At 65.7% G+C, this 25220-nt stretch carries 23 protein-coding genes and 1 pseudogene; 17 read left to right on the plus strand and 7 right to left on the minus strand.

From position 1 onward, the window contains the following. The first annotated feature begins 9 nt into the window (after positions 1-9). Positions 10-780: an electron transfer flavoprotein subunit beta gene (locus P0Y43_RS03210; RefSeq protein WP_275635859.1), complete on the plus strand. Its 771-nt coding sequence runs from the start codon at positions 10-12 to the stop codon at positions 778-780. Between the two features lie 659 nt (positions 781-1439). On the opposite strand, the gene gbcA is transcribed toward P0Y43_RS03210, so the two are convergent. After that, positions 1440-2732, minus strand: a complete 1293-nt coding sequence (gene gbcA / locus P0Y43_RS03215; protein ID WP_275635860.1) for a glycine-betaine demethylase subunit GbcA — start codon at positions 2730-2732, stop codon at positions 1440-1442. 295 nt (positions 2733-3027) lie between these two features. On the opposite strand from gbcA, the gene gbcB reads away from it, so the two are divergent. Further along, positions 3028-4128 (plus strand): glycine-betaine demethylase subunit GbcB, encoded by a 1101-nt coding sequence (gbcB, locus tag P0Y43_RS03220; RefSeq protein ID WP_275635861.1) that lies wholly within the window; start codon positions 3028-3030, stop codon positions 4126-4128. 125 nt (positions 4129-4253) lie between these two features. Here gbcB and P0Y43_RS26995 read toward each other — a convergent pair whose 3' ends face one another. Both P0Y43_RS26995 and P0Y43_RS27000 read right to left on the minus strand, forming a co-directional pair. Then, positions 4254-5126, minus strand: coding sequence for a methyl-accepting chemotaxis protein (locus P0Y43_RS26995; RefSeq protein WP_430540218.1), 873 nt, complete (start codon positions 5124-5126; stop codon positions 4254-4256). After that, positions 5109-5879, minus strand: a pseudogene (locus P0Y43_RS27000) (MCP four helix bundle domain-containing protein); the annotation flags it as partial. The gene P0Y43_RS26995 and the pseudogene P0Y43_RS27000, both read right to left, overlap by 18 nt. A gap of 271 nt (positions 5880-6150) precedes the next feature. On the opposite strand from P0Y43_RS27000, the gene P0Y43_RS03230 reads away from it, so the two are divergent. Together P0Y43_RS03230 and P0Y43_RS03235 are read left to right on the plus strand one after the other, a co-directional pair. Next, on the plus strand, positions 6151-6381 hold the full coding sequence (locus P0Y43_RS03230) for a hypothetical protein (protein WP_275635863.1): 231 nt from the start codon (positions 6151-6153) through the stop codon (positions 6379-6381). After that, entirely contained in the window at positions 6378-6680 is a 303-nt protein-coding gene (locus tag P0Y43_RS03235; protein ID WP_275635864.1) for a cell division protein ZapA, read from the plus strand. Before P0Y43_RS03230 ends, P0Y43_RS03235 begins: the two co-directional genes overlap by 4 nt. A 123-nt stretch (positions 6681-6803) precedes the next feature. On the opposite strand, the gene P0Y43_RS03240 is transcribed toward P0Y43_RS03235, so the two are convergent. Further along, on the minus strand, positions 6804-7844 hold the full coding sequence (locus P0Y43_RS03240) for a low specificity L-threonine aldolase (RefSeq protein ID WP_275635865.1): 1041 nt from the start codon (positions 7842-7844) through the stop codon (positions 6804-6806). A gap of 316 nt (positions 7845-8160) precedes the next feature. Here P0Y43_RS03240 and P0Y43_RS03245 point away from each other — a divergent pair, with 316 nt between their 5' ends. The 9 genes from P0Y43_RS03245 to P0Y43_RS03285 all read left to right on the plus strand — a co-directional run bounded on the left by P0Y43_RS03245 (position 8161) and on the right by P0Y43_RS03285 (position 18522). Then, on the plus strand, positions 8161-9414 hold the full coding sequence (locus P0Y43_RS03245; protein ID WP_275635866.1) for a serine hydroxymethyltransferase: 1254 nt from the start codon (positions 8161-8163) through the stop codon (positions 9412-9414). 14 nt (positions 9415-9428) lie between these two features. After that, a complete protein-coding gene (locus P0Y43_RS03250) occupies positions 9429-10679 on the plus strand; it encodes a sarcosine oxidase subunit beta family protein (RefSeq protein WP_275635867.1) in 1251 nt (416 codons plus the stop codon). Between the two features lie 16 nt (positions 10680-10695). Further along, positions 10696-11028: a sarcosine oxidase subunit delta gene (locus P0Y43_RS03255; RefSeq protein ID WP_275635868.1), complete on the plus strand. Its 333-nt coding sequence runs from the start codon at positions 10696-10698 to the stop codon at positions 11026-11028. Continuing rightward, positions 11025-14042, plus strand: a complete 3018-nt coding sequence (locus P0Y43_RS03260) for a sarcosine oxidase subunit alpha (protein ID WP_275635869.1) — start codon at positions 11025-11027, stop codon at positions 14040-14042. Before P0Y43_RS03255 ends, P0Y43_RS03260 begins: the two co-directional genes overlap by 4 nt. A gap of 142 nt (positions 14043-14184) precedes the next feature. After that, a complete protein-coding gene (locus tag P0Y43_RS03265) occupies positions 14185-14817 on the plus strand; it encodes a sarcosine oxidase subunit gamma (RefSeq protein ID WP_275635870.1) in 633 nt (210 codons plus the stop codon). Positions 14818-14829: 12 nt separating this feature from the next. After that, positions 14830-15687, plus strand: a complete 858-nt coding sequence (purU, locus tag P0Y43_RS03270) for a formyltetrahydrofolate deformylase (RefSeq protein WP_275635871.1) — start codon at positions 14830-14832, stop codon at positions 15685-15687. 259 nt (positions 15688-15946) lie between these two features. After that, positions 15947-17146 carry a formaldehyde dehydrogenase, glutathione-independent gene (gene fdhA / locus P0Y43_RS03275; protein ID WP_275635872.1) on the plus strand — a complete coding sequence of 400 codons (1200 nt, stop codon included), beginning with the start codon at positions 15947-15949 and terminating at the stop codon, positions 17144-17146. Between the two features lie 398 nt (positions 17147-17544). After that, complete coding sequence (locus P0Y43_RS03280) at positions 17545-17853, plus strand: hypothetical protein (RefSeq protein ID WP_275635873.1); 309 nt, start codon at positions 17545-17547, stop codon at positions 17851-17853. A 102-nt stretch (positions 17854-17955) separates the two neighbouring features. Beyond that, a complete protein-coding gene (locus P0Y43_RS03285) occupies positions 17956-18522 on the plus strand; it encodes a DUF2780 domain-containing protein (RefSeq protein ID WP_275635874.1) in 567 nt (188 codons plus the stop codon). A gap of 48 nt (positions 18523-18570) precedes the next feature. On the opposite strand, the gene P0Y43_RS03290 is transcribed toward P0Y43_RS03285, so the two are convergent. Beyond that, positions 18571-19458 carry an acyltransferase gene (locus P0Y43_RS03290; protein WP_275635875.1) on the minus strand — a complete coding sequence of 296 codons (888 nt, stop codon included), beginning with the start codon at positions 19456-19458 and terminating at the stop codon, positions 18571-18573. Between the two features lie 181 nt (positions 19459-19639). On the opposite strand from P0Y43_RS03290, the gene P0Y43_RS03295 reads away from it, so the two are divergent. The 4 genes from P0Y43_RS03295 (at position 19640) to creD (ending at position 23790) form a co-directional block, all read left to right on the plus strand. Then, positions 19640-20143, plus strand: a complete 504-nt coding sequence (locus P0Y43_RS03295) for an ATP-dependent zinc protease family protein (protein WP_275635876.1) — start codon at positions 19640-19642, stop codon at positions 20141-20143. 85 nt (positions 20144-20228) lie between these two features. Further along, entirely contained in the window at positions 20229-20912 is a 684-nt protein-coding gene (creB, locus tag P0Y43_RS03300; protein ID WP_275635877.1) for a two-component system response regulator CreB, read from the plus strand. Continuing rightward, entirely contained in the window at positions 20912-22345 is a 1434-nt protein-coding gene (gene creC / locus P0Y43_RS03305) for a two-component system sensor histidine kinase CreC (protein ID WP_275635878.1), read from the plus strand. The genes creB and creC overlap by 1 nt, the downstream gene beginning before the upstream one ends. 116 nt (positions 22346-22461) lie before the next feature. Beyond that, complete coding sequence (creD, locus tag P0Y43_RS03310) at positions 22462-23790, plus strand: cell envelope integrity protein CreD (protein ID WP_275635879.1); 1329 nt, start codon at positions 22462-22464, stop codon at positions 23788-23790. A 132-nt stretch (positions 23791-23922) separates the two neighbouring features. On the opposite strand, the gene P0Y43_RS03315 is transcribed toward creD, so the two are convergent. Then, positions 23923-24546, minus strand: coding sequence for a glutathione S-transferase (locus tag P0Y43_RS03315; protein ID WP_275635880.1), 624 nt, complete (start codon positions 24544-24546; stop codon positions 23923-23925). A gap of 3 nt (positions 24547-24549) precedes the next feature. Continuing rightward, positions 24550-25218, minus strand: a complete 669-nt coding sequence (msrA, locus tag P0Y43_RS03320) for a peptide-methionine (S)-S-oxide reductase MsrA (RefSeq protein WP_275635881.1) — start codon at positions 25216-25218, stop codon at positions 24550-24552. Positions 25219-25220: the final 2 nt, after the last annotated feature.

Consider the following 25220-nt stretch of genomic DNA (forward strand, 5'->3'; position numbering starts at 1 on the left):
GGCACGAGCATGAGTACCAAAGTGATCAGCCTGGTGTCGATCGGCGCCCACCCCAGCTCCGGCCGCGCACGCCGCGCCGAGCAGGACGCCCGCGCCGTGGAACTGGGCTTGCAGCTGGCTGGGGATAACTTGCAGGTGGTGCATGCCGGCGACCCGCGCGAGGAGGCCCTGCGCGGCTACCTGGGCATGGGCCTGGACCATCTGGACGTGCTGGAGCAGCCAGCGGGCGCCGATGTGCTTGGCGTGCTGGGTGACTACCTGCGCGATGCCGGGGCCCAGCTGGTGCTGACCGGCAGCCAGGCCGAGACCGGCGAAGGTTCGGGGATGCTGCCGTTCCTGCTCGCCGAGCGTCTGGGCTGGCCGCTGGTGGTGGGGCTGGCCGAGGTCGAATCCATCGACAATGGCACCGCCCAAGTGTTGCAGGCGTTGCCGCGTGGCCAACGCCGTCGGCTGAAGGTGCGCCTGCCGTTGCTGGCGACGGTGGATAACGCCGCGCCCAAGCCGCGCCAGAGCGCCTTCGGGCCGGCGCGCCGGGGTGTGCTGGCGGCGCGTGACGTGGCGGTGGTGGAGGACGAGCTGCTGGGCGACGACGCCCTGCAGCCGGCACGTCCACGGCCCAAGCGGCTGAAAGTGATCAAGGCCAAGAGCGGCGCCGACCGGATGAAGGCGGCCACGGCCAAGGCCAGCGGCGGCGGTGGCAAGGTACTCAAGGATGTTTCCCCGCAGGAAGGCGCCGAGGCGGTATTGAAGCTGCTGGTGGAGGAAGGAGTGCTGCGTTGAGGGGGGAGCCAGTGCCGGCCCTAATCGCGGGGCAACCCTGCGATAGGGCCATCACAGGCGCTTTGCACACAAACTCTGTTCGCCACTCTGTGGATAAGGTGTTCGCGCCTGCCCCAATCCCTTGAAAAACAAGGCCTGCAGAGGTTTGATCAATAATTGACCAAGAGCAGCCACGGATTTTCCGTGGCTTTTTCGTTTCCTGTGAGTGGCAATTGGACGAGGTTGCCCACAATCACTGTTGGCGGCTCTGTGGATAATCTGTTTGGTAACCGCTACAAGCCTCATAGACAAAGGCCTTGAAGGATTTGATCGTTTTTTGAGCGATTACCGGTTAAAGACCACCAACCCAGCGTTTTCACTGGGCTTTTATTGCTTATCCACAAGCCTTTTCAGCGCATTCTCTTCCTGCTCACAAATTCTGTTGGCGGCTCTGTGGACAAGGTGTTCGGTTTACGCTGTAGGCCTTGATAAATCTGGCTTGGATGGATTTGATCAAATAATGATCAGTAGGTCTGCGCCATGTTCGATCAACGCGCCCTATGATTTTCCACAGGGCCTGTGCAGCGATCTGTGCATAACCTGTAGAGATCCTCTGCATAGGCATGTAAAAACGCCACGGCGAGTACTCACCGTGGCGTTTTCAGGGGGTTGCGAAGCGGTTACTGGGTTTTCACTTCCTTCAGGTACGGCGCTGGCTCCGCCCCCAGGTTGGCCAGCACGCGGTCGCTGTACCAGTCGATGAAGTTCACCACGCCGAACTCGTAGGTCTTGGAGTACGGCCCCGGCTGGTAGGCGGTGGAGTTGATCCCGCGCTGGTTCTCTTCGGCCAGGCGGCGGTCCTGGTCATTGGTGGCGTCCCACACCTTGCGCATCTGTTCGGGGTCGTAGTCCACGCCCTCGACCGCATCCTTGTGCACCAGCCACTTGGTGGTGACCATGGTTTCCTGCGCGCTGATCGGCCACACGGTGAACACGATCATGTGGTCGCCCATGCAGTGGTTCCACGAGTGCGGCAGGTGCAGGATGCGCATCGAGCCCAGGTCCGGGTTCTGGATGCGGCCCATCAGCTTCTTGCATGCCTGCTTGCCGTCCATGGTCATCGACACGGTGCCCTTGAGCAGCGGCATGCGCACGATGCGGTTACGCAGGCCGTGGCTCTTGTGCAGGTACGGGATCTTCTCTGCTTCCCAGGCGGCGGCCGAGGCGGCCACGTGGTCCTTGAAGGCTTGGTCGGCGCGCGGGTCGTTGGTGTCGTCCCACTCCAGCAGGGTCTTCAGCAGTTCCGGGTGCGAACCGTTGCAGTGGTAGCACTCGCGGTTGTTTTCCAGCACCAGCTTCCAGTTGGCCTTTTCCATCAAGGTGGTCTGCACCGCCACCTTGGTGTTCTCCATGTCGTACGGTTCCATGTAGTGGTCGAGCGTTGCCAGGAACTCGTCGATCGCTGGCGGGTTCTCGGCCAGGCTGATGAAGATGTAGCCACCGGCGACCTTCACGTTCACCGGTTTCAGGCCGTACTGCTTCATGTCGAAGTCGGCGCCCATCTCGGTGCCGGCGAACAGCAGGCGGCCGTCGAGCTCGTAGGTCCATTGGTGGTACGGGCAGACCAGCTTGGCCACCTTGCCCTTCTCGCTGGTGCACAGGCGCGAGCCGCGGTGGCGGCAGACGTTATGGAAGGCGTGCACCTTGCCCTCGGCGCCACGGATGACGATCACCGGGTTCTTGCCGATCTGCAGGGTGAGGAAATTGCCCTTGGTCGGGATCTCGCTGACGAGCCCCGCGATCAGCCACTCCTTGTGGAAGATCTCCTGCATGTCGATCTGGAACACGCGCTCGTCGCAGTAGAACGGCTGCGGCAGCGAGTAGGTGCGCTCGCGGGTCTGCAGCATCTCGGCGGTGGCCTTGCGTGCGGGTTCCAGTGGATCGCCCAGGCTCAGGGTTGCGGTGACGTCCATCGTTGTATCCTCAAGGCCGTTGTCGGCCGGCGAAAGGTGGCTAATCGTTGTTGTGGTGCCGCAAGGCTGGCTGAAAAAAATCAGCAGGTCCATTTGCCGAGGAGTGTGCGTTCGCGCCGTTCGCGAACCATATCCATGGGCGACATGGCCGAATCGAATTCCGACGCGCCAACCCTTGTGGTGCGGGGCTGGTCGCGATAAGCACGCCGATGTCGCGGATGGGAATGTGCGACGCCGCGCGCTTGCGCATTATCGGGGGCATAAGAAGGCCGATAGTCGGCTGCTGGAGATGAACATGTCCGATACCTTCCTCAACCCGGTCACCACCCAGACCTGGGCCAACGGCCGCCACATCGTGCGCTGCGTCAAGGTCATCCAGGAGACCTGGGACGTGCGCACGTTCTGCTTCATGGCCGACCAGCCGATCATGTTCTTCTTCAAGCCAGGGCAGTTCGTCACCCTGGAGCTGGAGATCGAAGGCAAGCCGGTGATGCGTTCCTACACCATCTCCAGTTCGCCGTCGGTGCCGTACAGCTTCTCGATCACCGTCAAGCGCGTGCCGGGCGGGCAGGTCTCGAACTTCCTTCACGACACCTTGCACGAAGGCCAGGAGTTGGCCGTGCACGGCCCGGTGGGCTTGTTCAACGCCATGGACTTCCCGGCGCAGAAGGTGCTGTACCTTTCCGGCGGCGTCGGCATCACCCCGGTGATGTCCATGGCGCGCTGGTTCTACGACACCAATGCCAACGTCGACATGGTCTTCGTGCACAGCGCCCGCTCGCCGAAGGACATCATCTACCACCGCGAGCTGGAGCACATGGCCTCGCGGATCCCCAACTTCAGCCTGCACATCATTTGCGAGAAGCATGGCCTGGGCGAACCCTGGGCCGGCTACCGCGGCTACCTGAACCAGCGCCTGATGGAGCTGATCGCCCCGGACTACATGGAGCGCGTGGTGTTCTGCTGCGGCCCGACGCCGTACATGAACGCGGTCAAGCGCATGCTCGAAGCGGTCGGCTTCGACATGAAGAACTACCACGAGGAGTCGTTCGGCGCGACGCCGCCGGAGGCCAAGGCCGACGCGGTGGAGCATGCCGAAGCGGCGGCGGACGCGCCGGAGCTGGACCTGGCCGAACTCAACCTGGTGGAGTTCGTCGGCAGCGAGAAGAGCATCCGCATCGCCCCGGGCGAGACCGTGCACGCGGCAGCGGCCAAGGCCGGGCTGATGATCCCCAAGGCCTGCGGCATGGGCATCTGCGGCACCTGCAAAGTGCTCAAGCTCGGCGGCGAAGTGGAGATGGACCACAACGGCGGGATTACCGAGGAGGATGAAGCCGAGGGCTACATCTTGTCGTGCTGCAGTGTGCCGAAGGGTGATGTGCGGATCGACTACTGATCCAGCGGCCAGTGTGAAGGCATCGCGGGGCAAGCCCGCGCCTTCAGGTTCAGCACTGTTCTGAAGAGCCGTGCTGAACCTGTAGTCGCGGGCTTGCCCCGCGAAGCGGCCCCAGGTTCGTCAGGTCAGGTGCGGAACCGCGCCACCAACCCATTCAGGTCCACCGCCAGGCGTGACAACTCAGCGCTCGCCACGCTGGTCTGGTGCGCCCCGGTGGCGCTCTGCACCGACAGGTCGTTGATGTTCACCAGGTTGCGGTCCACCTCGCGCGCCACCTGCGCCTGCTCTTCGGCGGCGCTGGCGATCACCAGGTTGCGCTCGTTGATCTGGCCGACGGCGCTGGCGATGGTGTCCAGCGCCAGGCCCGCGCCACGGGCGATGTTCAGGGTCGACTCGGCGCGCTCGGTGCTGGTGCGCATCGACTCCACCGCCTGCTCGGTGCCGCCCTGGATGCTGCCGATCATCCGCTCGATCTCGCTGGTCGACTGCTGGGTGCGGTGGGCCAGCGCGCGCACCTCGTCGGCCACCACGGCGAAGCCACGGCCCGCCTCGCCGGCCCGCGCCGCCTCGATGGCGGCGTTGAGCGCCAGCAGGTTGGTCTGGTCGGCCAGGCCTCGGATCACGTCGAGCACCTTGCCGATGTCTCGCGATTGCTCGGCGAGCTTGGCCACCAGCCCGGCGGTGGCCTGCACGTCGCCGCTCATGCGCTCGATGGCGCCGACCGTCTCCAGCACCAGGTCGCGGCCATCGCCGGCCGAGCGGCTGGCCTCACCCGAAGCCTCCGAGGTGCTGACCGCGTTGCGCGCCACTTCTTCCACTGCGCTGGTCATCTCGGTGACCGCCGTGGCGGCTTGCTGGATCTCGTTGTTCTGCTGGGCCAGGCCACGGGCGCTCTCGTCGGTGACGCTGTTGAGCTCCTCGGCGGCCGAGGCCAGCTGGGTGGCGGAGCCGGCGATCAACTGCAAGGTGTCGCGCAGCTTGTCCTGCATCTTGGCCATGGCCTTGAGCAGGCGCGCGGCCTCGTCGTTGCCTTCGGCGTGGATGCTGTGGGTCAGGTCGCCCTCGGCGATCTGCTCGGCGGCTTGCAGGGCTTCGTCGATCGGCTGGACGATGCTGCGGGTCAGTAGCAGGGCGAACACCAGGGTCACCACGGCGGCGGCGATCAGCAGGCCGATCACCAGGGTGAAGGCGCTGTCGTACTGGCTGGCGGCCGCTTCGTTGGTTTCGCGGGTCTGGTCGGTGTTGATCCGCACCAGGGTGTCCATCACCTTGTTGATCTGGTCGGAGTTGGCCAGCAGGTCACGGTTGAGCAGCTCGCGCAACTCATCGAGCTTGCCCGCCTGGCTAAGGCTGCGCAGGCGCGCCTCGAGCTGGCGGTACTGGCCGAGCAACTGGCCGTACTGGTCGTAGGCCGCCTGTTCGTCGGCGGCTGAGATCAGCGGCTCGTAGGCGAGGCGGGCTTTGTCGATCTGCAGGTTGCGTTCTTCCAGCAGGCGCTGGATGTCGGCCTGGGCCTGGGCGTCGCGGCTGACCAGCAAGCGGTAGGAGAGGGTGCGCAGCCGCAGGTTCAGTGCGGTCAGTTCATCGAGGGTCTTGATGCTCGGCACGCTGATGCGTTCGATATCCATGCCGGCCTGGCGGATCTTGCCCATCTGCACCAGCGAGAAGGCACCCAGGCCCAGCATCAGTACACCGATCAGGGCGAAGCCCAGCAGCGCGCGAGGGGCGATATTCAGACTACGTAGGGACATGGAGGCGGTACCTGAAAGGCGTTTCGCGATCCATGCGAAGGAAATTGACCTAATTGCCTATCGGTCGTGACCGCCTAGTCTTGAGGGCTCGCGCGGAAATTTCGCCGCCTGGGCGTGAGCTTCCTGACAGGCGGTTGACCCAGGTCGGAACAAGGTGCGCCAAGGCCTGTCAATCTTCGCGGGCTGGGGCCGCTGGTTCCCGATATTTAATGGCGGGGGCGCGCGCATGTCTTTACCATGTGCGCCCTTTGCAACAACCCGAGATAGACGCATGTTGGAAGCATCCCTGAATCAACTGGAGCAACTGGTCAACGACCTGATGCACAAGAACACCCAACTGGCCGAGCAGAACCAGCAGCTCGACGCCGAACTGGCCCAGGCCAAGGAAGAGAACGAAACCCTGCAACTGTCGCTGATGGAGCAGGAAGAGAAGCACGGTGCCACCGCCGCGCGCATCCAGGCCCTGGTCGAGCGCGCCAGCGCGGGTGTCGTCGGCGCATGAGACTGCACGCGCAGCCGATCAACGTCGTGTCGATCCTCGGCAACGACTATTCGCTCAAGGCGCCCGAAGGCCAGGAGGAGACCCTGTCGCAAGCGGTGCGCATGCTCAACGCCGCCCTGGCGGAAACCAAGCGCCAGTACCCGACCCTGATCGGCGACAAATTGCTGGTACTGGCGGCCCTTAACCTGTGCTCCAAGCAGATCGAACTGCAGCGCGAGCACCAGCAGACCCTCGAGCGCACCCAGGCGCAAGTGGATGCGGCGGTGACCGCCATCGCCCGGACCATCGGCGAGCAATAATTCAGAACGCCACGGTGAACCTGTGCCGGCCTTATCGCGGCGCAAGCCCGCTCCTGCAGAAACACCGCGTTGCCTGTGGGAGCGGGCTTGCCCCGCGATAGGGGCGGCAAAGGCAATAGCGCTTCAGGCAGTGAGAATCGCGCGGATATCCGCCGCCAGCTCGCGCACCCGCGCTTCTTCGGTGTCCCACGAGCACATGAACCGCGCGCCGCCGCTGCCGATGAAGGTATAGAAGCGCCAGCCCTTGTTACGCAGGGCTTCCAAGGCCTGTTCCGGCAGTTGCAGGAACACCCCGTTGGCCTCCACCGGGAACATCAGTTCCACCCCCGGCAAATCACTCACCAGCGATGCCAGCAACTGTGCGCAGTGGTTGGCGTGCTTGGCATGGCGCAGCCAGGCGCCGTCTTCCAGCAGCCCGACCCACGGCGCCGACAGGAAGCGCATCTTCGAGGCCAGTTGCCCGGCCTGCTTGCAGCGGTAGTCGAAGTCGTCGGCCAGGGCGCGGTTGAAGAACAGGATCGCCTCGCCCACTGCCATGCCGTTCTTGGTGCCGCCGAAGCACAGCACGTCGATGCCGGCCTTCCAGGTCAGCTCCGCCGGCGAGCAGCCGAGGAACGAGCAGGCGTTGGAGAAGCGCGCGCCGTCCATGTGCAGGTTCAGGCCCAGCTCCTTGCAGGTGGCGCTGATCGCCTTGAGCTCGTCGGGGCGGTACACGGTGCCGACCTCGGTGGCCTGGGTGATGGTCACCACGCGCGGCTTGGGGTAGTGGATGTCCTGGCGCTTGAGCGCCACTTCGCGGATCGACTCCGGGGTCAGCTTGCCGTTCACGCTGCGCGCGGTCAGCAGCTTGGAACCGTTGGAGAAGAACTCCGGCGCGCCGCACTCGTCGGTCTCGACGTGGGCGGTCTCCGAGCAGATCACGCTGTGGTAGCTCTGGCACAGCGAGGCCAGGGCCAGTGAGTTGGCGGCGGTGCCGTTGAAGGCGAAGAACACTTCGCAGTCGGTCTCGAACAGCTCGCGGAAGTACTCGGCGGCGCGTTCGGTCCATTGGTCGTCGCCGTAGGCGCGTTCGTGGCCCTGGTTGGCCTTGGCCATCGCAGCCCAGGCTTCCGGGCAGATGCCGGAGTAGTTGTCGCTGGCGAATTGTTGGTTGTTATCGGTCATGACGCCTGTCCTTTTTACGACGCAAGGCAGCACTCTAAACCATCGCTGAAACGGTTGCCTATACAAGCCATTGGTGCTGGCTTCATCACGGGGCAAGCCCGCTCCCCCAGGCCAAGCCGCGTTGCTTGGGCCGCTGGGGAGCCTGTGGGCGCTGGCTTGCCCCGCGATGAAGCCAGCACCGACACCCGCGATGTCGTAAACGCGCCATTGCAAGGCGCGCGCAGGCATCTGTGCCCCCCGGCCCAGTCATACCATCGCGGCAAAGGGTGAGAAGACCCTCATCAGACAAGAAACGATCGCTGCCGGGAGATACACGATGTTCAGCAAGCAAGACCAGATCCAGGGTTACGACGACGCACTGCTGGCGGCGATCAATGCCGAAGAACAGCGCCAGGAAGATCACATCGAGCTGATCGCCTCGGAGAACTACACCAGCAAGCGCGTCATGCAGGCCCAGGGCAGCGGCCTGACCAACAAGTACGCCGAGGGCTACCCGGGCAAGCGCTACTACGGCGGCTGCGAGCACGTTGACAAGGTCGAGGCGCTGGCCATCGAGCGCGCCAAGCAGCTGTTCGGCGCCGACTACGCCAACGTCCAGCCGCACTCCGGCTCGTCGGCCAACAGCGCCGTGTACCTGGCCCTGCTGCAGGCCGGCGACACTATCCTGGGCATGAGCCTGGCCCATGGCGGCCACCTCACCCACGGCGCCAAGGTGTCGTCCTCGGGCAAGCTGTACAACGCCGTTCAATACGGGATCGACACCAATACCGGCCTGATCGACTACGATGAAGTCGAGCGCCTGGCCGTCGAGCACAAGCCGAAAATGATCGTCGCCGGCTTCTCGGCCTATTCGAAAACCCTCGACTTCCCACGCTTCCGCCAGATCGCCGATAAAGTCGGCGCGCTGCTGTTCGTCGACATGGCCCACGTCGCGGGCCTGGTCGCCGCCGGCCTGTACCCGAACCCGATCCCCTTCGCCGACGTGGTCACCACCACCACCCACAAGACCCTGCGCGGCCCGCGCGGCGGCCTGATCCTGGCCAAGGCCAACGAAGAGATCGAGAAGAAGCTCAACGCCGCCGTGTTCCCCGGCGCCCAGGGCGGCCCGCTGATGCACGTGATCGCCGCCAAGGCGGTGTGCTTCAAGGAAGCGCTGGAGCCCGGCTTCAAGGCTTACCAGCAGCAGGTCATCGAAAACGCCCAGGCCATGGCCCAGGTGTTCATCGAGCGCGGCTACGACGTGGTCTCCGGCGGCACCGACAACCACCTGTTTCTGGTCAGCCTGATCCGCCAGGGCCTGACCGGCAAGGACGCCGACGCCGCCCTCGGCCGCGCGCACATCACCGTCAACAAGAACGCCGTGCCCAACGACCCGCAGTCGCCGTTCGTCACCTCGGGCCTGCGCATCGGCACCCCGGCCGTCACCACCCGTGGCTTCAAGGTCGCCCAGTGCGTGGCGCTGGCCGGCTGGATCTGCGATGTGCTGGACAACCTGGGCGATGCCGACGTCGAGGCCGACGTCGCCAAGAACGTCGCCGCGCTGTGCGCCGACTTCCCGGTCTACCGCTGAGTGGAGTAACCAACATGCAACGCTATTCGGGCTTCGGCCTTTTCAAGCACTCCCTCAGCCACCACGAGAACTGGCAGCGCATGTGGCGCACGCCGACCCCTAAGAAGGTCTACGACGTGGTCATCGTCGGCGGTGGCGGGCATGGCCTGGCCACCGCCTACTACCTGGCGAAAGAGCACGGCATCACCAATGTCGCGGTGGTCGAGAAGGGCTACCTGGGCGGCGGCAACACCGCCCGCAACACCACCATCGTGCGTTCCAACTACCTGTGGGACGAGTCGGCGCACCTGTACGAACACGCCATGAAGCTGTGGGAAGGGCTGTCGCAGGACATCAACTACAACGTGATGTTCTCCCAGCGCGGCGTCTACAACCTGTGCCACACCCTGCAGGACATCCGCGACTCCGAGCGCCGGGTCAACGCCAACCGCCTCAATGGCGTGGACGGCGAGCTGATCCGCACCGAGCAGGTGGCCGCCGAGATCCCGTACCTGGACTGCTCGAAGAACACCCGCTACCCGATCCTCGGCGCCACCGTGCAGCGCCGTGGCGGCGTGGCCCGTCACGATGCCGTGGCCTGGGGCTATGCGCGCGCCGCCGACGCCCTGGGCGTGGACCTGATCCAGCAGACCGAAGTGATCGGTTTCCGCAAGGAAAACGGCGCGGTGATCGGCGTGGAAACCAACAAGGGCTTCATCGGCGCCAAGCGCGTCGGCGTGGTCACCGCCGGTAACTCCGGGCACATGGCCAAGCTCGCCGGCTTCCGCCTGCCGCTCGAATCGCACCCGCTGCAAGCGCTGGTGTCCGAGCCGATCAAGCCGATCATCGACAGCGTGATCATGTCCAACGCCGTGCACGGCTACATCAGCCAGTCCGACAAAGGCGACCTGGTCATCGGCGCCGGCATCGACGGCTGGGTCGGCTACGGCCAGCGCGGCTCGTACCCGGTGATCGAGCACACCCTGCAGGCGATCGTCGAGATGTTCCCGATCCTGTCGCGCGTGCGCATGAACCGCCAATGGGGCGGCATCGTCGACACCACCCCGGACGCCTGCCCGATCATCTCCAAGACCCCGGTCAAGAACATGTTCTTCAACTGCGGCTGGGGCACCGGCGGCTTCAAGGCCACCCCAGGCTCGGGCAACGTCTTCGCGGCGAGCCTGGCCAAGGGCGAGATGCACCCACTGGCCGCGCCGTTCTCCATCGACCGTTTCTACAACGGCGCGCTGATCGACGAACACGGCGCCGCTGCCGTCGCCCACTGACCCGGAGACAACCGTCATGTTGCACATTTTCTGTCCCCACTGCGGCGAGCTGCGCTCCGAAGAAGAATTCCATTCCTCGGGCCAGGCGCACATCGCCCGCCCGCTGGACCCGAACGCCTGCTCCGACGAGGAGTGGGGCACCTACATGTTCTTCCGCGACAACCCGCGTGGCCTGCACCACGAGCTGTGGGACCACGTCGCCGGCTGCCGCCAGTACTTCAACGTCACCCGTGACACGGTGACCTACGAGATCCTGGAAACCTACAAGATCGGCGAGAAGCCTCAAGTCACCGCCGCCGGCAAGCAAGCCGCCGCCGCGACCGCCAAGGGCCAAGGGGAAAAAGTATGAGCCAGACCTATCGCCTCGCCAGCGGCGGACGCATCGACCGCAGCAAGGTCCTGAACTTCACCTTCAACGGCAAGACCTACCAGGGCTATGCCGGCGACACCCTGGCCGCCGCGCTGCTGGCCAACGGCGTCGATATCGTCGGGCGCAGCTTCAAGTACTCGCGCCCGCGCGGCATCATCGCCGCCGGCACCGAAGAGCCGAACGCCATCCTGCAGATCGGCTCCAGCGAAGCCACGCAGATCCCCAACGTGCGTGCCACCCAGCAGGCGCTGTACTCGGGCCTGGTGGCCAGCAGCACCAACGGCTGGCCGAACGTCAACAACGACGTCATGGGCATCATCGGCAAGGTCGGCGGCAACATGATGCCGCCGGGGTTCTACTACAAGACCTTCATGTACCCCAAGTCGTTCTGGATGACCTACGAGAAGTACATCCGCAAGGCCGCGGGCCTGGGCCGCGCGCCGCTGCAGAACGACCCCGACAGCTACGACTACATGAACCAGCACTGCGACGTGCTGATCGTCGGCGGCGGCCCTGCCGGCCTTGCCGCTGCGCTGGCCGCTGGCCGTAGCGGGGCGCGGGTGATCCTCGCCGACGAACAGGAAGAGTTCGGCGGCAGCCTGCTCGACAGCCGCGAAACCCTCGACGGCAAGCCCGCCGCCGACTGGGTCGCCGCGACCCTCGCCGAGTTGCAAGGCCTGCCGGAAGTGACCCTGCTGCCACGTGCCACGGTCAACGGCTACCACGACCACAACTTCCTGACCATTCACGAACGCCTCACCGACCACCTCGGCGACCGCGCGCCGATCGGCCAGGTGCGTCACCGCGTGCACCGTGTGCGCGCCAAGCGCGTGGTGCTCGCCGCGGGTGCTCATGAGCGCCCGCTGGTGTACGGCAACAACGACCTGCCGGGCAACATGCTGGCCGGCGCCGTGTCCACCTACGTGCGCCGCTACGGCGTGGCGCCGGGCCGCAAGCTGGTGCTCTCGACCAACAACGACCACGCCTACCGCGCCGCGCTGGACTGGCACGACGCCGGCCTGCAAGTGGTGGCCATCGCCGACGCGCGCCACAACCCGCGCGGTTCGCTGGTCGAGGAAGCGCGCGCCAAGGGCATTCGCATCCTCACCTCCAGCGCGGTGATCGAAGCCCGTGGCGGCAAGCACGTCAGCGGCGCCCGCGTGGCGGCCATCGACGCGCAGGCACACAAAGTCACCAGCCCCGGCGAGTGGCTCGACTGCGACCTGGTCGCCACCTCCGGCGGCTACAGCCCGGTCGTGCACCTGGCCTCGCACCTGGGCGGCCGCCCGGTGTGGCGCGAAGATATCCTCGGCTTCGTGCCGGGCGATGCGCCGCAGAAGCGCGTGTGCGTGGGTGGTGTGAACGGCGTCTACGCGCTCGGCGACGTGCTCGCCGAGGGCTTCGAAGGCGGCGTGCGCGCAGCCTCCGAGGCGGGCTTCAAGGCCAGCGCCGGCACCCTGCCGAAAACCGTGCAGCGCAAGGAAGAGGCCACCGTGGCGCTGTTCCAGGTGCCGCACGACAAAGGCACCGCGCGCGCGCCGAAACAATTCGTCGACCAGCAGAACGACGTCACCGCCGCGGCCATCGAACTGGCCACCCGCGAGGGCTTCGAGTCGGTCGAGCACGTCAAGCGCTACACCGCGCTGGGCTTCGGCACCGACCAAGGCAAGCTGGGCAACATCAACGGCCTGGCCATCGCCGCCCGTTCGCTGGGCATCGGCATCCCGGAAATGGGCACCACCATGTTCCGCCCCAACTACACGCCGGTGACCTTCGGCGCGGTGGCGGGCCGGCACTGCGGCCACCTGTTCGAACCCGTGCGCTTCACCGCCCTGCATGCCTGGCACGTGAAGAACGGCGCCGAGTTCGAGGACGTCGGCCAGTGGAAGCGCCCGTGGTACTTCCCCAAGCCGGGCGAAGACATCCACGCCGCCGTGGCCCGCGAGTGCAAGGCGGTGCGTGACAGCGTCGGCCTGCTCGACGCCTCGACCCTGGGCAAGATCGACATCCAGGGCGCGGACGCGCGCGAATTCCTCAACCGCGTGTACACCAACGCCTGGACCAAGCTCGACGTGGGCAAGGCCCGCTACGGCCTGATGTGCAAGGAAGACGGCATGGTCTTCGACGACGGCGTGACCGCCTGCGTCGGCGACAACCACTTCATCATGACCACCACCACCGGCGGCGCGGCCCGCGTGCTGCAATGGCTGGAGCTGTACCACCAGACCGAATGGCCGGAGCTGAAGGTGTACTTCACCTCGGTCACCGACCACTGGGCGACCATGACCCTGTCCGGCCCCAACAGCCGCAAGCTGCTGGCCGAGATCAGCGACATCGACCTGGACAAGGAAGGCTTCCCGTTCATGAGCTGGAAGGAAGGCAACGTCGGCGGTGTGCCGGCGCGGGTCTTCCGCATCTCGTTCACCGGTGAGCTGTCGTATGAAATCAACGTGCAGGCCAACTACGCCATGGGCGTGCTGGAGCAGATCGTCGAGGCGGGCAAGCAGTACAACCTGACCCCTTACGGCACCGAGACCATGCACGTGCTGCGCGCCGAGAAGGGCTTCATCATCGTTGGCCAGGACACCGACGGCTCGATGACCCCCGACGACCTCAACATGAGCTGGTGCGTGGGCCGCAACAAGCCGTACTCGTGGATCGGCCTGCGCGGCATGAACCGCGAAGACACCACCCGCGAGAACCGCAAGCAGCTGGTGGGCCTCAAGCCGGTCGACCCGAACGTGTGGCTGCCGGAAGGCGCGCAACTGGTGTTCGACCCGAAACAGCCGATCCCGATGGACATGGTCGGTCACGTCACCTCCAGCTACGCGGCCAACTCCCTGGGTTATTCGTTCGCCATGGGCGTGGTCAAGGGCGGCCTCAAGCGCCTGGGCGAGCGGGTGTATTCGCCGCAGGCCGACGGCAGCGTGATCGAGGCGGAAATCGTGTCTTCGGTGTTCTTCGATCCGAAGGGTGAGCGGCAGAACGTCTAAGGCATTGGAAGACCGCGCCGGACCCTGTGGGAGCGGGCTTGCCCCGCGATTGCGATGGTGGCCTCAGCGCCCCAATCGCGGGGCAAGCCCGCTCCTACAGGTCGGCGCCGTTCCTGGCACAAGAATTCAAGGCAGGTAAGAAATGAGCGCTATCAACGTCTTCCAGCAAAACCCCGGCGGTGAGGCCAAGGCCCAGTCGCCGCTGCACCACGCCGACCTGGCCAGCCTGGTCGGCAAAGGCCGCAAGAACGCAGGGGTGACCCTGCGCGAGAAGAAATTCCTCGGCCACCTGACGATCCGTGGCGACGGCCACGACCCGCAGTTCGCCGGCGCCGTGCACAAGGCCCTGGGCCTGGAGTTGCCGGTGGCCCTGACCGTGGTCGCCAACAGCGAGATGTCGCTGCAATGGATGGGCCCGGACGAATGGCTGCTGATCGTTCCCGCAGGCCAGGAGTACGCCACCGAGCAGAAACTGCGCGAGGCCCTCGACGGCCTGCACGTGCAGGTGGTCAACGTCAGCGGCGGGCAGACCCTGCTCGAGCTGCGCGGCGCGAACGTGCGCGACGTGCTGATGAAATCCACCAGCTATGACGTGCACCCGAACAACTTCCCGGTCGGCAAGGCCGTGGGCACCGTGTTCGCCAAGTCGCAACTGGTGATCCGCCGCACCGCCGAAGACACCTGGGAGCTGGTGATCCGCCGCAGCTTCTCCGACTACTGGTGGCTGTGGCTGCAGGACGCATCGGCCGAGTACGGCTTGGCCATCGAGGCATAAGGAGCGCAGATCATGAGTCGGGCACCGGACACCTGGATCCTCACCGCCGACTGCCCGAGCATGCTCGGCACGGTCGATGTCGTCACGCGGCACCTCTACGAGCAGCGCTGCTACGTCACTGAGCACCACTCCTTCGATGACCGGCTGTCGGGGCGCTTCTTCATCCGCGTCGAGTTCCGCGCGCCGGACGGCTTCGATGAAGACGCCTTTCGCGCGGGGCTGGCCGAGCGCAGCGAAGCGTTCGGCATGGCCTTCGAGCTGACCGCGCCGAACCACCGCCCCAAGGTGGTGATCATGGTCTCCAAGGCCGACCATTGCCTGAACGACCTGCTGTACCGCCAGCGCATCGGCCAGCTGTCGATGGACGTGGTCGCGGTGGTGTCCAACCACCCTGACCTGGAACCGCTGGCGCACTGGCACAAGATTCCCTACTACCACTTCGCCCTGGACCCGAACGACAAGCCGGCCCAGGAGCGCAAGGTGTTGCAGGTGATCGAGGAGACCGGCGCGGAACTGGTGATTCTCGCTCGCTACATGCAGGTGCTGTCGCCGGAGCTGTGCCGGCGCCTGGATGGCTGGGCGATCAACATCCACCACTCGCTGCTGCCCGGTTTCAAGGGCGCCAAGCCTTACCACCAGGCCTACAACAAGGGTGTGAAGATGGTCGGCGCCACGGCGCACTACATCAACAACGACCTCGACGAAGGGCCGATCATCGCCCAGGGCGTGGAGGTGGTGGACCACAGCCATTACCCGGAAGACTTGATCGCCAAGGGGCGCGACATCGAGTGCCTGACCCTGGCGCGGGCGGTGGGGTATCACATCGAGCGGCGGGTGTTCTTGAACGCCAATCGGACGGTGGTGCTCTGATCGGCCTCATCGCGGGGCAAGCCCGTTCCTACAGGTACAGCGCCGTTCTCAGGCACGCTGATCCCCTGTAGGAGGGGGCTTGCCCCGCGATGGCGCGCGCCGCCGCACCCTCGCCGCAAACAGACAACCCTCTGTCGCATCCAGTCACCGCGACTTCCCCCATCAAGCCCACAATTCCCCCATCCAGTAACACATGCCGCCCATGGATGGCGGCGCTTCAACCAACGCTGCATAACTACAAATCAAGCGAGGTAAGAGCATGTCTGGTAATCGTGGAGTGGTGTATCTCGGCGCCGGCAAGGTCGAGGTACAGAAGATCGACTACCCCAAGATGCAGGACCCACGCGGCAAGAAGATCGAGCACGCGGTGATCCTCAAGGTGGTCTCCACCAACATCTGCGGCTCCGACCAGCACATGGTCCGTGGCCGCACCACCGCGCAGGTCGGCCTGGTGCTGGGCCACGAGATCACCGGTGAGGTGATCGAGAAAGGCCGCGACGTCGAACACCTGCAGATCGGCGACCTGGTCTCGGTACCCTTCAACGTCGCCTGCGGCCGCTGCCGCTCCTGCAAAGAGATGCACACCGGCGTGTGCCTGACCGTCAACCCTGCGCGTGCCGGCGGTGCCTACGGCTACGTCGACATGGGCGACTGGACCGGCGGCCAGGCCGAATACGTGCTGGTGCCGTATGCCGACTTCAACCTGCTGAAACTGCCTAATCGCGACAAGGCCATGGAGAAGATCCGTGACCTGACCTGCCTCTCCGACATCCTGCCGACCGGCTACCACGGCGCCGTCACCGCCGGTGTCGGGCCAGGCAGCACGGTCTACGTCGCCGGTGCCGGCCCGGTCGGCCTGGCCGCTGCCGCCTCGGCGCGCCTGCTGGGCGCGGCCGTGGTGATCGTCGGCGACCTCAACCCGGCCCGCCTGGCGCATGCCAAGGGCCAAGGCTTCGAGGTGGTCGACCTGTCCAAGGACACCCCGCTGCACGAGCAGATCGCCGACATCCTCGGCGAGCCGGAAGTGGACTGCGCCGTCGACGCGGTGGGCTTCGAGGCACGTGGCCACGGCCATGAAGGCGCCAAGCACGAGGCCCCGGCCACCGTGCTCAACTCGCTGATGCAGGTCACCCGCGTGGCCGGCAAGATCGGTATCCCGGGCCTGTACGTGACCGAAGACCCGGGCGCGGTGGATGCGGCGGCGAAGATCGGCTCGCTGAGCATTCGTTTCGGTTTGGGCTGGGCCAAGTCGCACAGCTTCCACACTGGGCAGACCCCGGTGATGAAGTACAACCGTGCGCTGATGCAGGCGATCATGTGGGACCGTATCAACATCGCCGAGGTGGTCGGGGTGCAGGTGATCAGCCTGGACCAGGCGCCGGAGGGGTATGGCGAGTTCGATGCGGGCGTGCCGAAGAAATTCGTGATCGACCCGCACAAGACCTTCAGCGCGGCCTGAAGGGTGTGAGTGGAGCCCCTCCTTGCGAGGGGCTTTTTTGTGGGTGTTGGGTTGAGAGGGGCGGGTAGGGGCATGGCTTGGGAGACCCCTCCTACAAGGCCCTAGGCCGCGTCCTACTGAATCGCCCATCCCTGACGAAATACCCTACGCAACCTGTCGACTCCCTTCTGATTGTCCTGGGAAAGCCTGCCCCCTAGGCTTTCCCGGTCGCTGGCCATTCAGCGACCGGGTGTGGAAACCCGGGTATACGGAAAAGCAGCCGCCCGTTATGGCAGCTGTATGCGGGAGGTCTTCGGACCTACCGGGTTTTCCGTGTTCCCGGCTTTCCACCCCGTGTACAGCTGCCACCCTAAACGTGTGGAAACGAAAGGATGCAGCCCAATCAACACGGAGTTGACATGAAAAAGATCGTCCCAGACCCACCCGCAGACCTGCACCGCACCTTCGACATCCCCGCCGGCCAATCCCTCTCCACGGCCATCTTCGAAGGCCTCGTGCCCATCGACGCCGTGCTGTCGAACGCCTGCAAGTCCATGCTTCATACCTATGCCGATATCGTCCAGGCGCACGAAAGCGCCACTGACCCGGACGTGCGCAGGCTACTGATGGCTGGCCTGTTGAACCTCGAGGTGGCGCTAGGGCAGGTGGACGCGCTGGTGGCGGCACTGCGCCAGGTGCCGGAGTCGGGGTTTCATGGCATGCCCTGAGCGCGCCGGGGCCGCAACGCGACGCCCGGCCCGGAACAAACCCCCATACCCCCAGTCCAACGCCTCGTTTCCCGGCCATCCCGGCCAACGAGGTCCCTCCCGATGAAAGCATTCACCCTGGCAACCCTGATGACCCTGGCCGCAAGCCCGGTGTTCGCCTTCAACCTCAGCGACGCGGCCAACGCCGTCTCGGCCATGCAGAACCCCAACGGCCAGGTGCAGGCCCCTGCTGGGCAGGCCAACCTGCTCAACACCCTGGGCAGCGAGCTGAAGATCACCCCGGAGCAGGCCGTGGGCGGCGCGGGCGCCATGCTCGGGTTGGCGCGCAACAACCTGAGCGGCGACGACTACGGCCAGTTGACCAAGGCCGTGCCGGGGCTCGACCTGCTGGCCGGCGCCAATGCGTTGGGGGGCTTGAATGGCCTGGGCGAACTGCTGGGCAAGAACAGCGAGAAACCCTCGGCACTGAGCAACGCCCTGGGCGAGAACGTCGAGAACCGCGCCGACCTGGACAACGCCTTCAAGGCGCTGGGGATGGATACCGGCATGATCGGCCAGTTCGCCCCGTTGATCCTGCAGTACCTGGGCCAGCAAGGCATTGCCGGGTCGCTGCTGCAAAACCTGGGCAGCCTGTGGACGGCCCCGGCAGTCGCCACGCCATCGGTCTGACGACCGGGGCAAGCCCGCTCCTGCCAGGAGTAACAGGGCCTTTTGGGGTCAGCGCATTTCTGCGCGCAACTGCTCGATCCGCTGGTCCTTGTCTTCCCACAGCTGGTTGACCCAGGCCTGCACCGTCTGTCGGAAGGCCGGGTCGTTCTCGTAATCCCCGGCGCACAGGGTCGGGTCCAGCTCACGCACGCGGATGTCGATGATGACCCGGCTGATGCTGCCGTTGAGCAGGTCCCAGAACCCTGGCGCTTTGTCGCCGGGGTAGACGATGGTGACGTCGAGCAGCGCATCCAGCTGTTCGCCGAGGGCGGCCAGCACGAACGCCACGCCGCCGGCCTTGGGCTTGAGCAGGTGGCGGTAGGGCGACTGCTGCGCTGCGCGCTTGGCCTCGGTGAAACGGGTGCCTTCGAGGTAATTGACCACGGTCACCGGCTGGCGCTTGAACAGCTCGCAGGCGGCTTTGGTGATTTCCAGGTCCTTGCCCTTGAGTTCCGGGTGTTTGTCGAGAAACGCCTTGCTGTAGCGTTTCATGAAGGGGTAATCCAGCGCCCACCAGGCCAGGCCCAGCAGCGGCACCCAGATCAGCTCCTTCTTGAGGAAGAACTTGAAGAACGGCACCCTGCGGTTGAGGCTCTCGATCAGCGCGGGGATGTCGACCCAGGTCTGGTGGTTGCTCACGCACAGGTACGAGGTGCTCTGGCGCAGGTTTTCGACGCCGCGGATATCCCACTGGGTGGGGATGCACAGGGCGAAGATCGCTTTGTCGATTTCCGACCAGGTCTCGGCGATCCACATCACCGCCCACGAGGCATAGTCGCGGCCACGGCCGGGCAGCACCAGCTTGAGCAGGGCGAAGACCAGCAGCGGGCCGATCAGCACCAGGGTGTTGAGCAGCAGCAGCAGGGTGGTGAGGATGCCGGTCAGCAGGCGACGCATAAGGAGACTCTTGTTGTGTGAATTTGGCGGTTGGCAATGATAAGCAGGGCAGCGTCTTACGCCAAACGTCCAGTGCCCGGTGGGTGGTACAAATGTTTCACATTGTGTTGGATAACCTGTGACAACGAACCTATCCTGCCTGCGCAGTCTAAGCACTGTCTCATCTCAAGGAATTCTGCCCGTGAAACCTTTGCTAGCCCTCCTGTCGTTGCTGGCGCTGCCGGTGATGGCCGCCGAGCCGACGCTGTATGGCCGCTACGAGTACATCAAACTCCCGGAGATCGGCGAAACCCTCAAGGCCAAGATGGACACCGGCGCGCTGACCGCGTCGCTGTCGGCCAAGGATATCGAGACCTTCAGCCGTGATGGCGAGGACTGGGTGCGCTTCCGCCTGGCCACCAAGGATGCCGACGGCAAGGTGTACGAGCACAAGGTGTCGCGCATCAGCAAGATCAAGGCGCGCAGCGGCGACGAGGAAGACGAGGACGAGCCCGCCGAAGCGGCGCGTCGGCCAGTGATCGACCTGGAGTTGTGCCTGGGCGAGGTCAAGCGCACGGTCGAGGTGAACCTCACCGACCGCAGCAACTTCAACTACCCGCTGCTGGTGGGCTCCAAGGCCCTGCGCGAGTTCAAGGCCGCGGTGAACCCGGCGCGGCGCTTCACCGCCGACAAGCCGGATTGTTGATTGGCCGCAAGGGCCCTATCGCGGGCTTGCCCCGCGATTGCGTCCGGCCAGACAATGCAGGCGTCGCGCCCACAGAGCCCCCGCCATGCCCCACATCCTCATCGTCGAAGACGAAGCCGCCATCGCCGACACCCTGGTCTACGCCCTGCAAGCCGACGGCCACAGCACCGAGTGGGTGACCCTGGGCAGCGCCGCTGTCGAGCAGCAGCGCCTGCGCCCGGCGGACCTGGTGATCCTCGACATCGGCCTGCCCGACATCAGCGGCTTCGAGACCTGCCGCCAACTGCGCCGCTTCACTGAGGTGCCGGTGATGTTCCTCAGCGCCCGCGATGCCGAGATCGACCGGGTGGTGGGCCTGGAGATCGGCGCCGACGACTACGTGGTCAAGCCGTTCAGCCCGCGTGAAGTCACCGCGCGGGTGCGGGCGATCCTCAAGCGCATGGCGCCGCGCGCCGAGCCCTCGGCGGCGCCTGACGGCGCGTTCGAGGTCGACACCCTGGCCATGCGCATTCTCTACCACGGCCAGGCCCTGGCCCTGACTCGCCATGAGTTCCGTCTGCTGCAGTGCCTGCTGGAGCAACCGCGCCGGGTGTTCAGCCGCGAGCAGTTGCTCGACGCCCTGGGTGTGGCGGCCGACGCGGGCTACGAACGCAGCATCGACAGCCACATCAAGAGCCTGCGCGCCAAGCTGCGCCAGGTCAGGGCCGACGCCGAGGCGATCCAGACCCACCGCGGCCTGGGCTACAGCTATAGCCCGGAACACGCCTGATGCGCCTGGGCATCCGCATTTTCCTGGTGTACTTCCTGTTCGTCGGGCTGGCGGGGTACTTCCTGCTCAACACCGTGCGCGAACAGATCCGCCCGGTGGTGCGCCAGTCGTCCGAGGAAACCCTGGTGGACACCGCCAACCTGCTGGCGGAGATCCTGCGTGCCGACGTCAAGGCCGGCACCCTGGCCCAGAGCGACCTGCCACGGGTGCTGGAATCCTACGGCCAGCGCCGCCCGGGCGCGCAGATCTGGGGCCTGGCGAAGAACCGGGTCAGCCACCGCATCTACGTCACCGACGCCCAGGGCATCGTGCTGCTCGACTCCAGCGGCGAGGCCCTGGGCAAGGACTACTCGCGCTGGAACGACGTCTACCTGACCTTGCGCGGCCAGTACGGCGCGCGCTCCACGCGCAGCGACCCGAACGACGAGAACACGTCGGTGATGCACGTGGCGGCGCCGATCCTCGACCAGGGCCAGGTCATCGGCGTGGTCACCGTGGCCAAGCCCAACACCTCGCTGCAGCCCTACATCGACCGCGCCGAGCGGCGCCTGTTGAACCTGGCCCTGGGCCTGATCGGCCTGGGGCTGCTGGTGGGCGCGTTGCTGTCGTGGTGGCTGGCGCGTTCGCTGCGCCGCCTTACCCAGTACGCCCAGGCGGTCAGCGAGGGCCAGCGCGCGGCCTTGCCGCACTACACGGGCGGTGAGTTGGGGCAGTTGGCCACAGCGGTGGAGCGCATGCGCACGCAGTTGGAGGGCAAGGCCTACGTCGAGCGCTACGTGCATACCCTCACCCACGAGCTGAAGAGCCCGCTGGCGGCGATCCGGGGTGCTTCGGAATTGCTCCAGGGCGACATGCCCGCCGAGCAGCGGGCGCGCTTTGCCGGCAATATCGAACGCGAGAGCGGGCGCTTGCAGCAGATGATCGAGCGTTTGCTCAACCTGGCCCAGGTCGAGCAGTTGCAGGCGCTGGAGGATGAGCAGCAGGTGGCTTTGGCGGCCTTGGTGGATGAACTGCTGCTGGCCCATGCCGCGCGCATCGAAAGTGCCGGCCTGCAGGTGCGCCAGCGAGTGCCGGTGGGGGTGCGGTTGTTGTGCGACCCGTTCCTCATGCGCCAGGCGCTGGCCAACCTGCTGGACAACGCCCTGGACTTCACCCCGCCCGGTGGCGCGCTGCTGTTCGAGCTCGAGCAGGGCGCCGAGCGGGTGGCGCTGAGCCTGTTCAACCAGGGGGAGGCGATTCCCGAGTACGCCCTTGGCCGGGTCAGCGAACGCTTCTATTCGCTGCCCAGGCCCGGCACGGGGCGCAAGAGCACGGGGCTGGGGCTGAATTTCGTGGATGAGGTGATGCAGTTGCACGGCGGGGCGCTGGAGGTGGCGAACCATGAAGGCGGCGTGCGTGTGCGGTTGTGGTTGCCGGTGCGGCGGGTCAGCTGATTCCGCGATGGGGCCGCTGCTGACCTCACACAATCTCCACACAGTCTCCACATGCCCTCCCCAACGGCTCCACGGGCGCGGCTGACACTGCGCCCATCACAACCGGAGCCTGCCCCATGAACAAAACCCTAGGTTTCAAGCTCGGCATGATCGCCCTGCTGATCCTGCTGCTGTTGATTCCCCTGCTGATGATCGACGGCCTGATCGACGAACGGCAGAACCTGCGCGACGGCGTGTTGCGTGACATCGCCGAAAGCTCGAGCTTCGAGCAACAGCTCAGCGGCCCGTTGCTGGTGGTGCCGTACCGCAAGGTCGAGCGCCGCTGGCTGGAGAAGGACGGCGCCAGCACCCAGGAGGTGCGCTATGTCAGCGGCCAGCTGTACTTCCTGCCGGAGACCTTCGACGTGGACATGGACGTCGACACCGAACTGCGCGCCCGAGGCATCTACCAGGCGCGGCTGTTCCACGCCAAGGGCCGGGTCAGCGGGCGCTTCAAGGTGCCGGAGCGCTGGGGCATCGAGAGCGACTTCGACGACTACCAGTTCGACAAGCCGTTCCTGGCCGTGGGCATCAGTGACATCCGTGGCATCGAGAGCAACCTGGAACTGACTCTGAACGACCAGCGCCTGCCCTTCCAGGCCGGCACGGGGCTGACGTGGATGCGCGATGGCGTGCACGTGCCGCTGCCGGGGCTGGATGCGCGCAAGGCCGGTGCGTTCGACTATGCCTTCGACCTCGCCCTGCAAGGCACCGGCCAGTTGCACATGCTGCCGGTGGGGCGCAGCAGCAGTGTCGACCTGCGCGCCAACTGGCCGCACCCAAGCTTCGTCGGCAGCTACCTGCCGAGCCGCCGCGAGATCGACGCCAAGGGCTTCAACGCGCACTGGCAGACCTCGATCTTCGCCACCAACCTGGAGGACGCGCTGCGCCAGTGCACGATCACCGAGCAGTGCGCGGAGCTTCAGGGCCGCAGCTTCGGGGTTGGCTTCGTCGACCCGGTGGACCAGTACCTCAAGAGCGAACGGGCGATCAAGTACGCGCTGCTGTTCATCGCCCTGACGTTCGCCGGCTTCTTCCTCTTCGAGGTGTTGAAGCACCTCAGCGTGCACCCGGTGCAGTACCTGTTGGTCGGCGCGGCGCTGGCGTTGTTCTACCTGTTGCTGCTGTCGTTGTCCGAGCACCTGGGCTTCGGCCTGGCGTATGGGCTGTCGGCGTCGGCGTGCGTGCTGCTGATCGGTTTCTACCTGTGCCACGTGTTGCACAGCGTGGGGCGCGGGCTGGGCTTCGCGGCGGGGCTGGCGGCGTTGTATGGGTTGCTGTACGGGCTGTTGAGTGCCGAGGACTATGCGCTGTTGATGGGCTCGTTGCTGTGTTTTGGCTTGCTGGGCGTGTTCATGGTGCTGACCCGGCGGCTGGATTGGGCGCGGGTGGGGAGGGCGGCATGAGGGAGGATCGGGAGGTCAGGCGGTGGTTGGCGGTGCGGATTGGGTTGTTGTTTGCGCCGAGACCGGGGTGAGTAGGGGGCCGCTGTGCGGCCCAATCGCGGGGCAAGCCCGCTCCTACGGGTTCCGTGCGGTTCAGGCAACCGGCACGGTGGCGAGCATCGACGGCCGCTGGCTCACTTCGGCGTACCAGGCCGCCAGCCCCGGCTGCCGCTCACGCCAGCCGAACTGCGGCTGGCGCAGGTCCAGGTAGCCGAGCGCGCAGGCCACGCCGATGGCGGCGATGTCGAAGGTCGAGGCCAGCTCCGCCAGGTGCTGCTGCTCAAGGTTGGCCAGGCCACGCTGGATCTTCTGCGTCTGCGCCTCGACCCAACCGTCCCAGCGCTTGTCTTGCGGGCGCAGGAACGTTTCGTAGCGGCTCGACACGGCGGCATCCATGATCGCATCGGCCTGCGAAGCCAACGTCAGGCGGCGCCAGCGCGCCGAGCCTTCACGCGGCACCAGCGGGTTGCCGACGTGTTGCTGGTCGAGGTACTCGCAGATCACCCGGCTGTCGTGCAGCACCGTGCCGTCGGCCAGGCGCAGGGCCGGGATCTTGCCGATCGGGTTGTCCTGGTTGAGCTGCGCGTCGCCCGCGACCGGGCTGATGTTCACGCCGTGCAGGGTGACCCGGTCGAGCTGCCCGGTTTCGTGCAGCACCAGCATCACCTTGCGCACGAACGGCGACAGCGGCGAGTGGAACAGGGTCATCGAAGCCATGGCTCAGTTGCCCTGCAAGCTCGGTGGCAGGCACACGCCGGTGCCGCCGATGCCGCAGTAGCCGTTGGGGTTCTTGGCCAGGTACTGCTGGTGGTAGGCCTCGGCGAAGTACACGGTCGGGGCCTGGTCGATCTCGGTGGTGATCTCGCCGAAGCCGGCCTTGCTCAGCTCGGCCTGGAACGCCGCGCGGCTGGCCTGGGCCTGTTGCAGTTGCTCGGGGCTGGTGCAGTAGATGGCCGAGCGGTACTGGGTGCCGATGTCGTTGCCCTGGCGCATGCCCTGGGTTGGGTTGTGCAGTTCCCAGAACATCGCCAGCAGCTCCTGGTAGCTGACCCGGTGCTTGTCGAACACCACCAGGACCACCTCGGTGTGGCCGGTCAGGCCCGAGCAGACTTCCTCGTAGGTGGGGTTGGGGGTGAAGCCACCGGCATAGCCGACCACGGTGCTGACCACGCCCTCACGCTGCCAGAAGCGGCGCTCGGCGCCCCAGAAGCAGCCCAGGCCGAAGATGGCGAAGTCGATATCGCCCTCGAAGAACGGGCCGAGCAGCGGGGTGCCTTCGAATACGTAGTGGAATTCGGGCAGGGACATGGGGGTTTCGCGACCAGGCAGGGCCTGTTCAGCGGTGGGTAGGACGTTTTTGTTCACCAGGATTTCCGAACGCAGGACCATGG

The sequence above is a fragment of the Pseudomonas entomophila genome (genome assembly GCF_029193575.1).
Lineage (GTDB): Bacteria > Pseudomonadota > Gammaproteobacteria > Pseudomonadales > Pseudomonadaceae > Aquipseudomonas > Aquipseudomonas entomophila_G.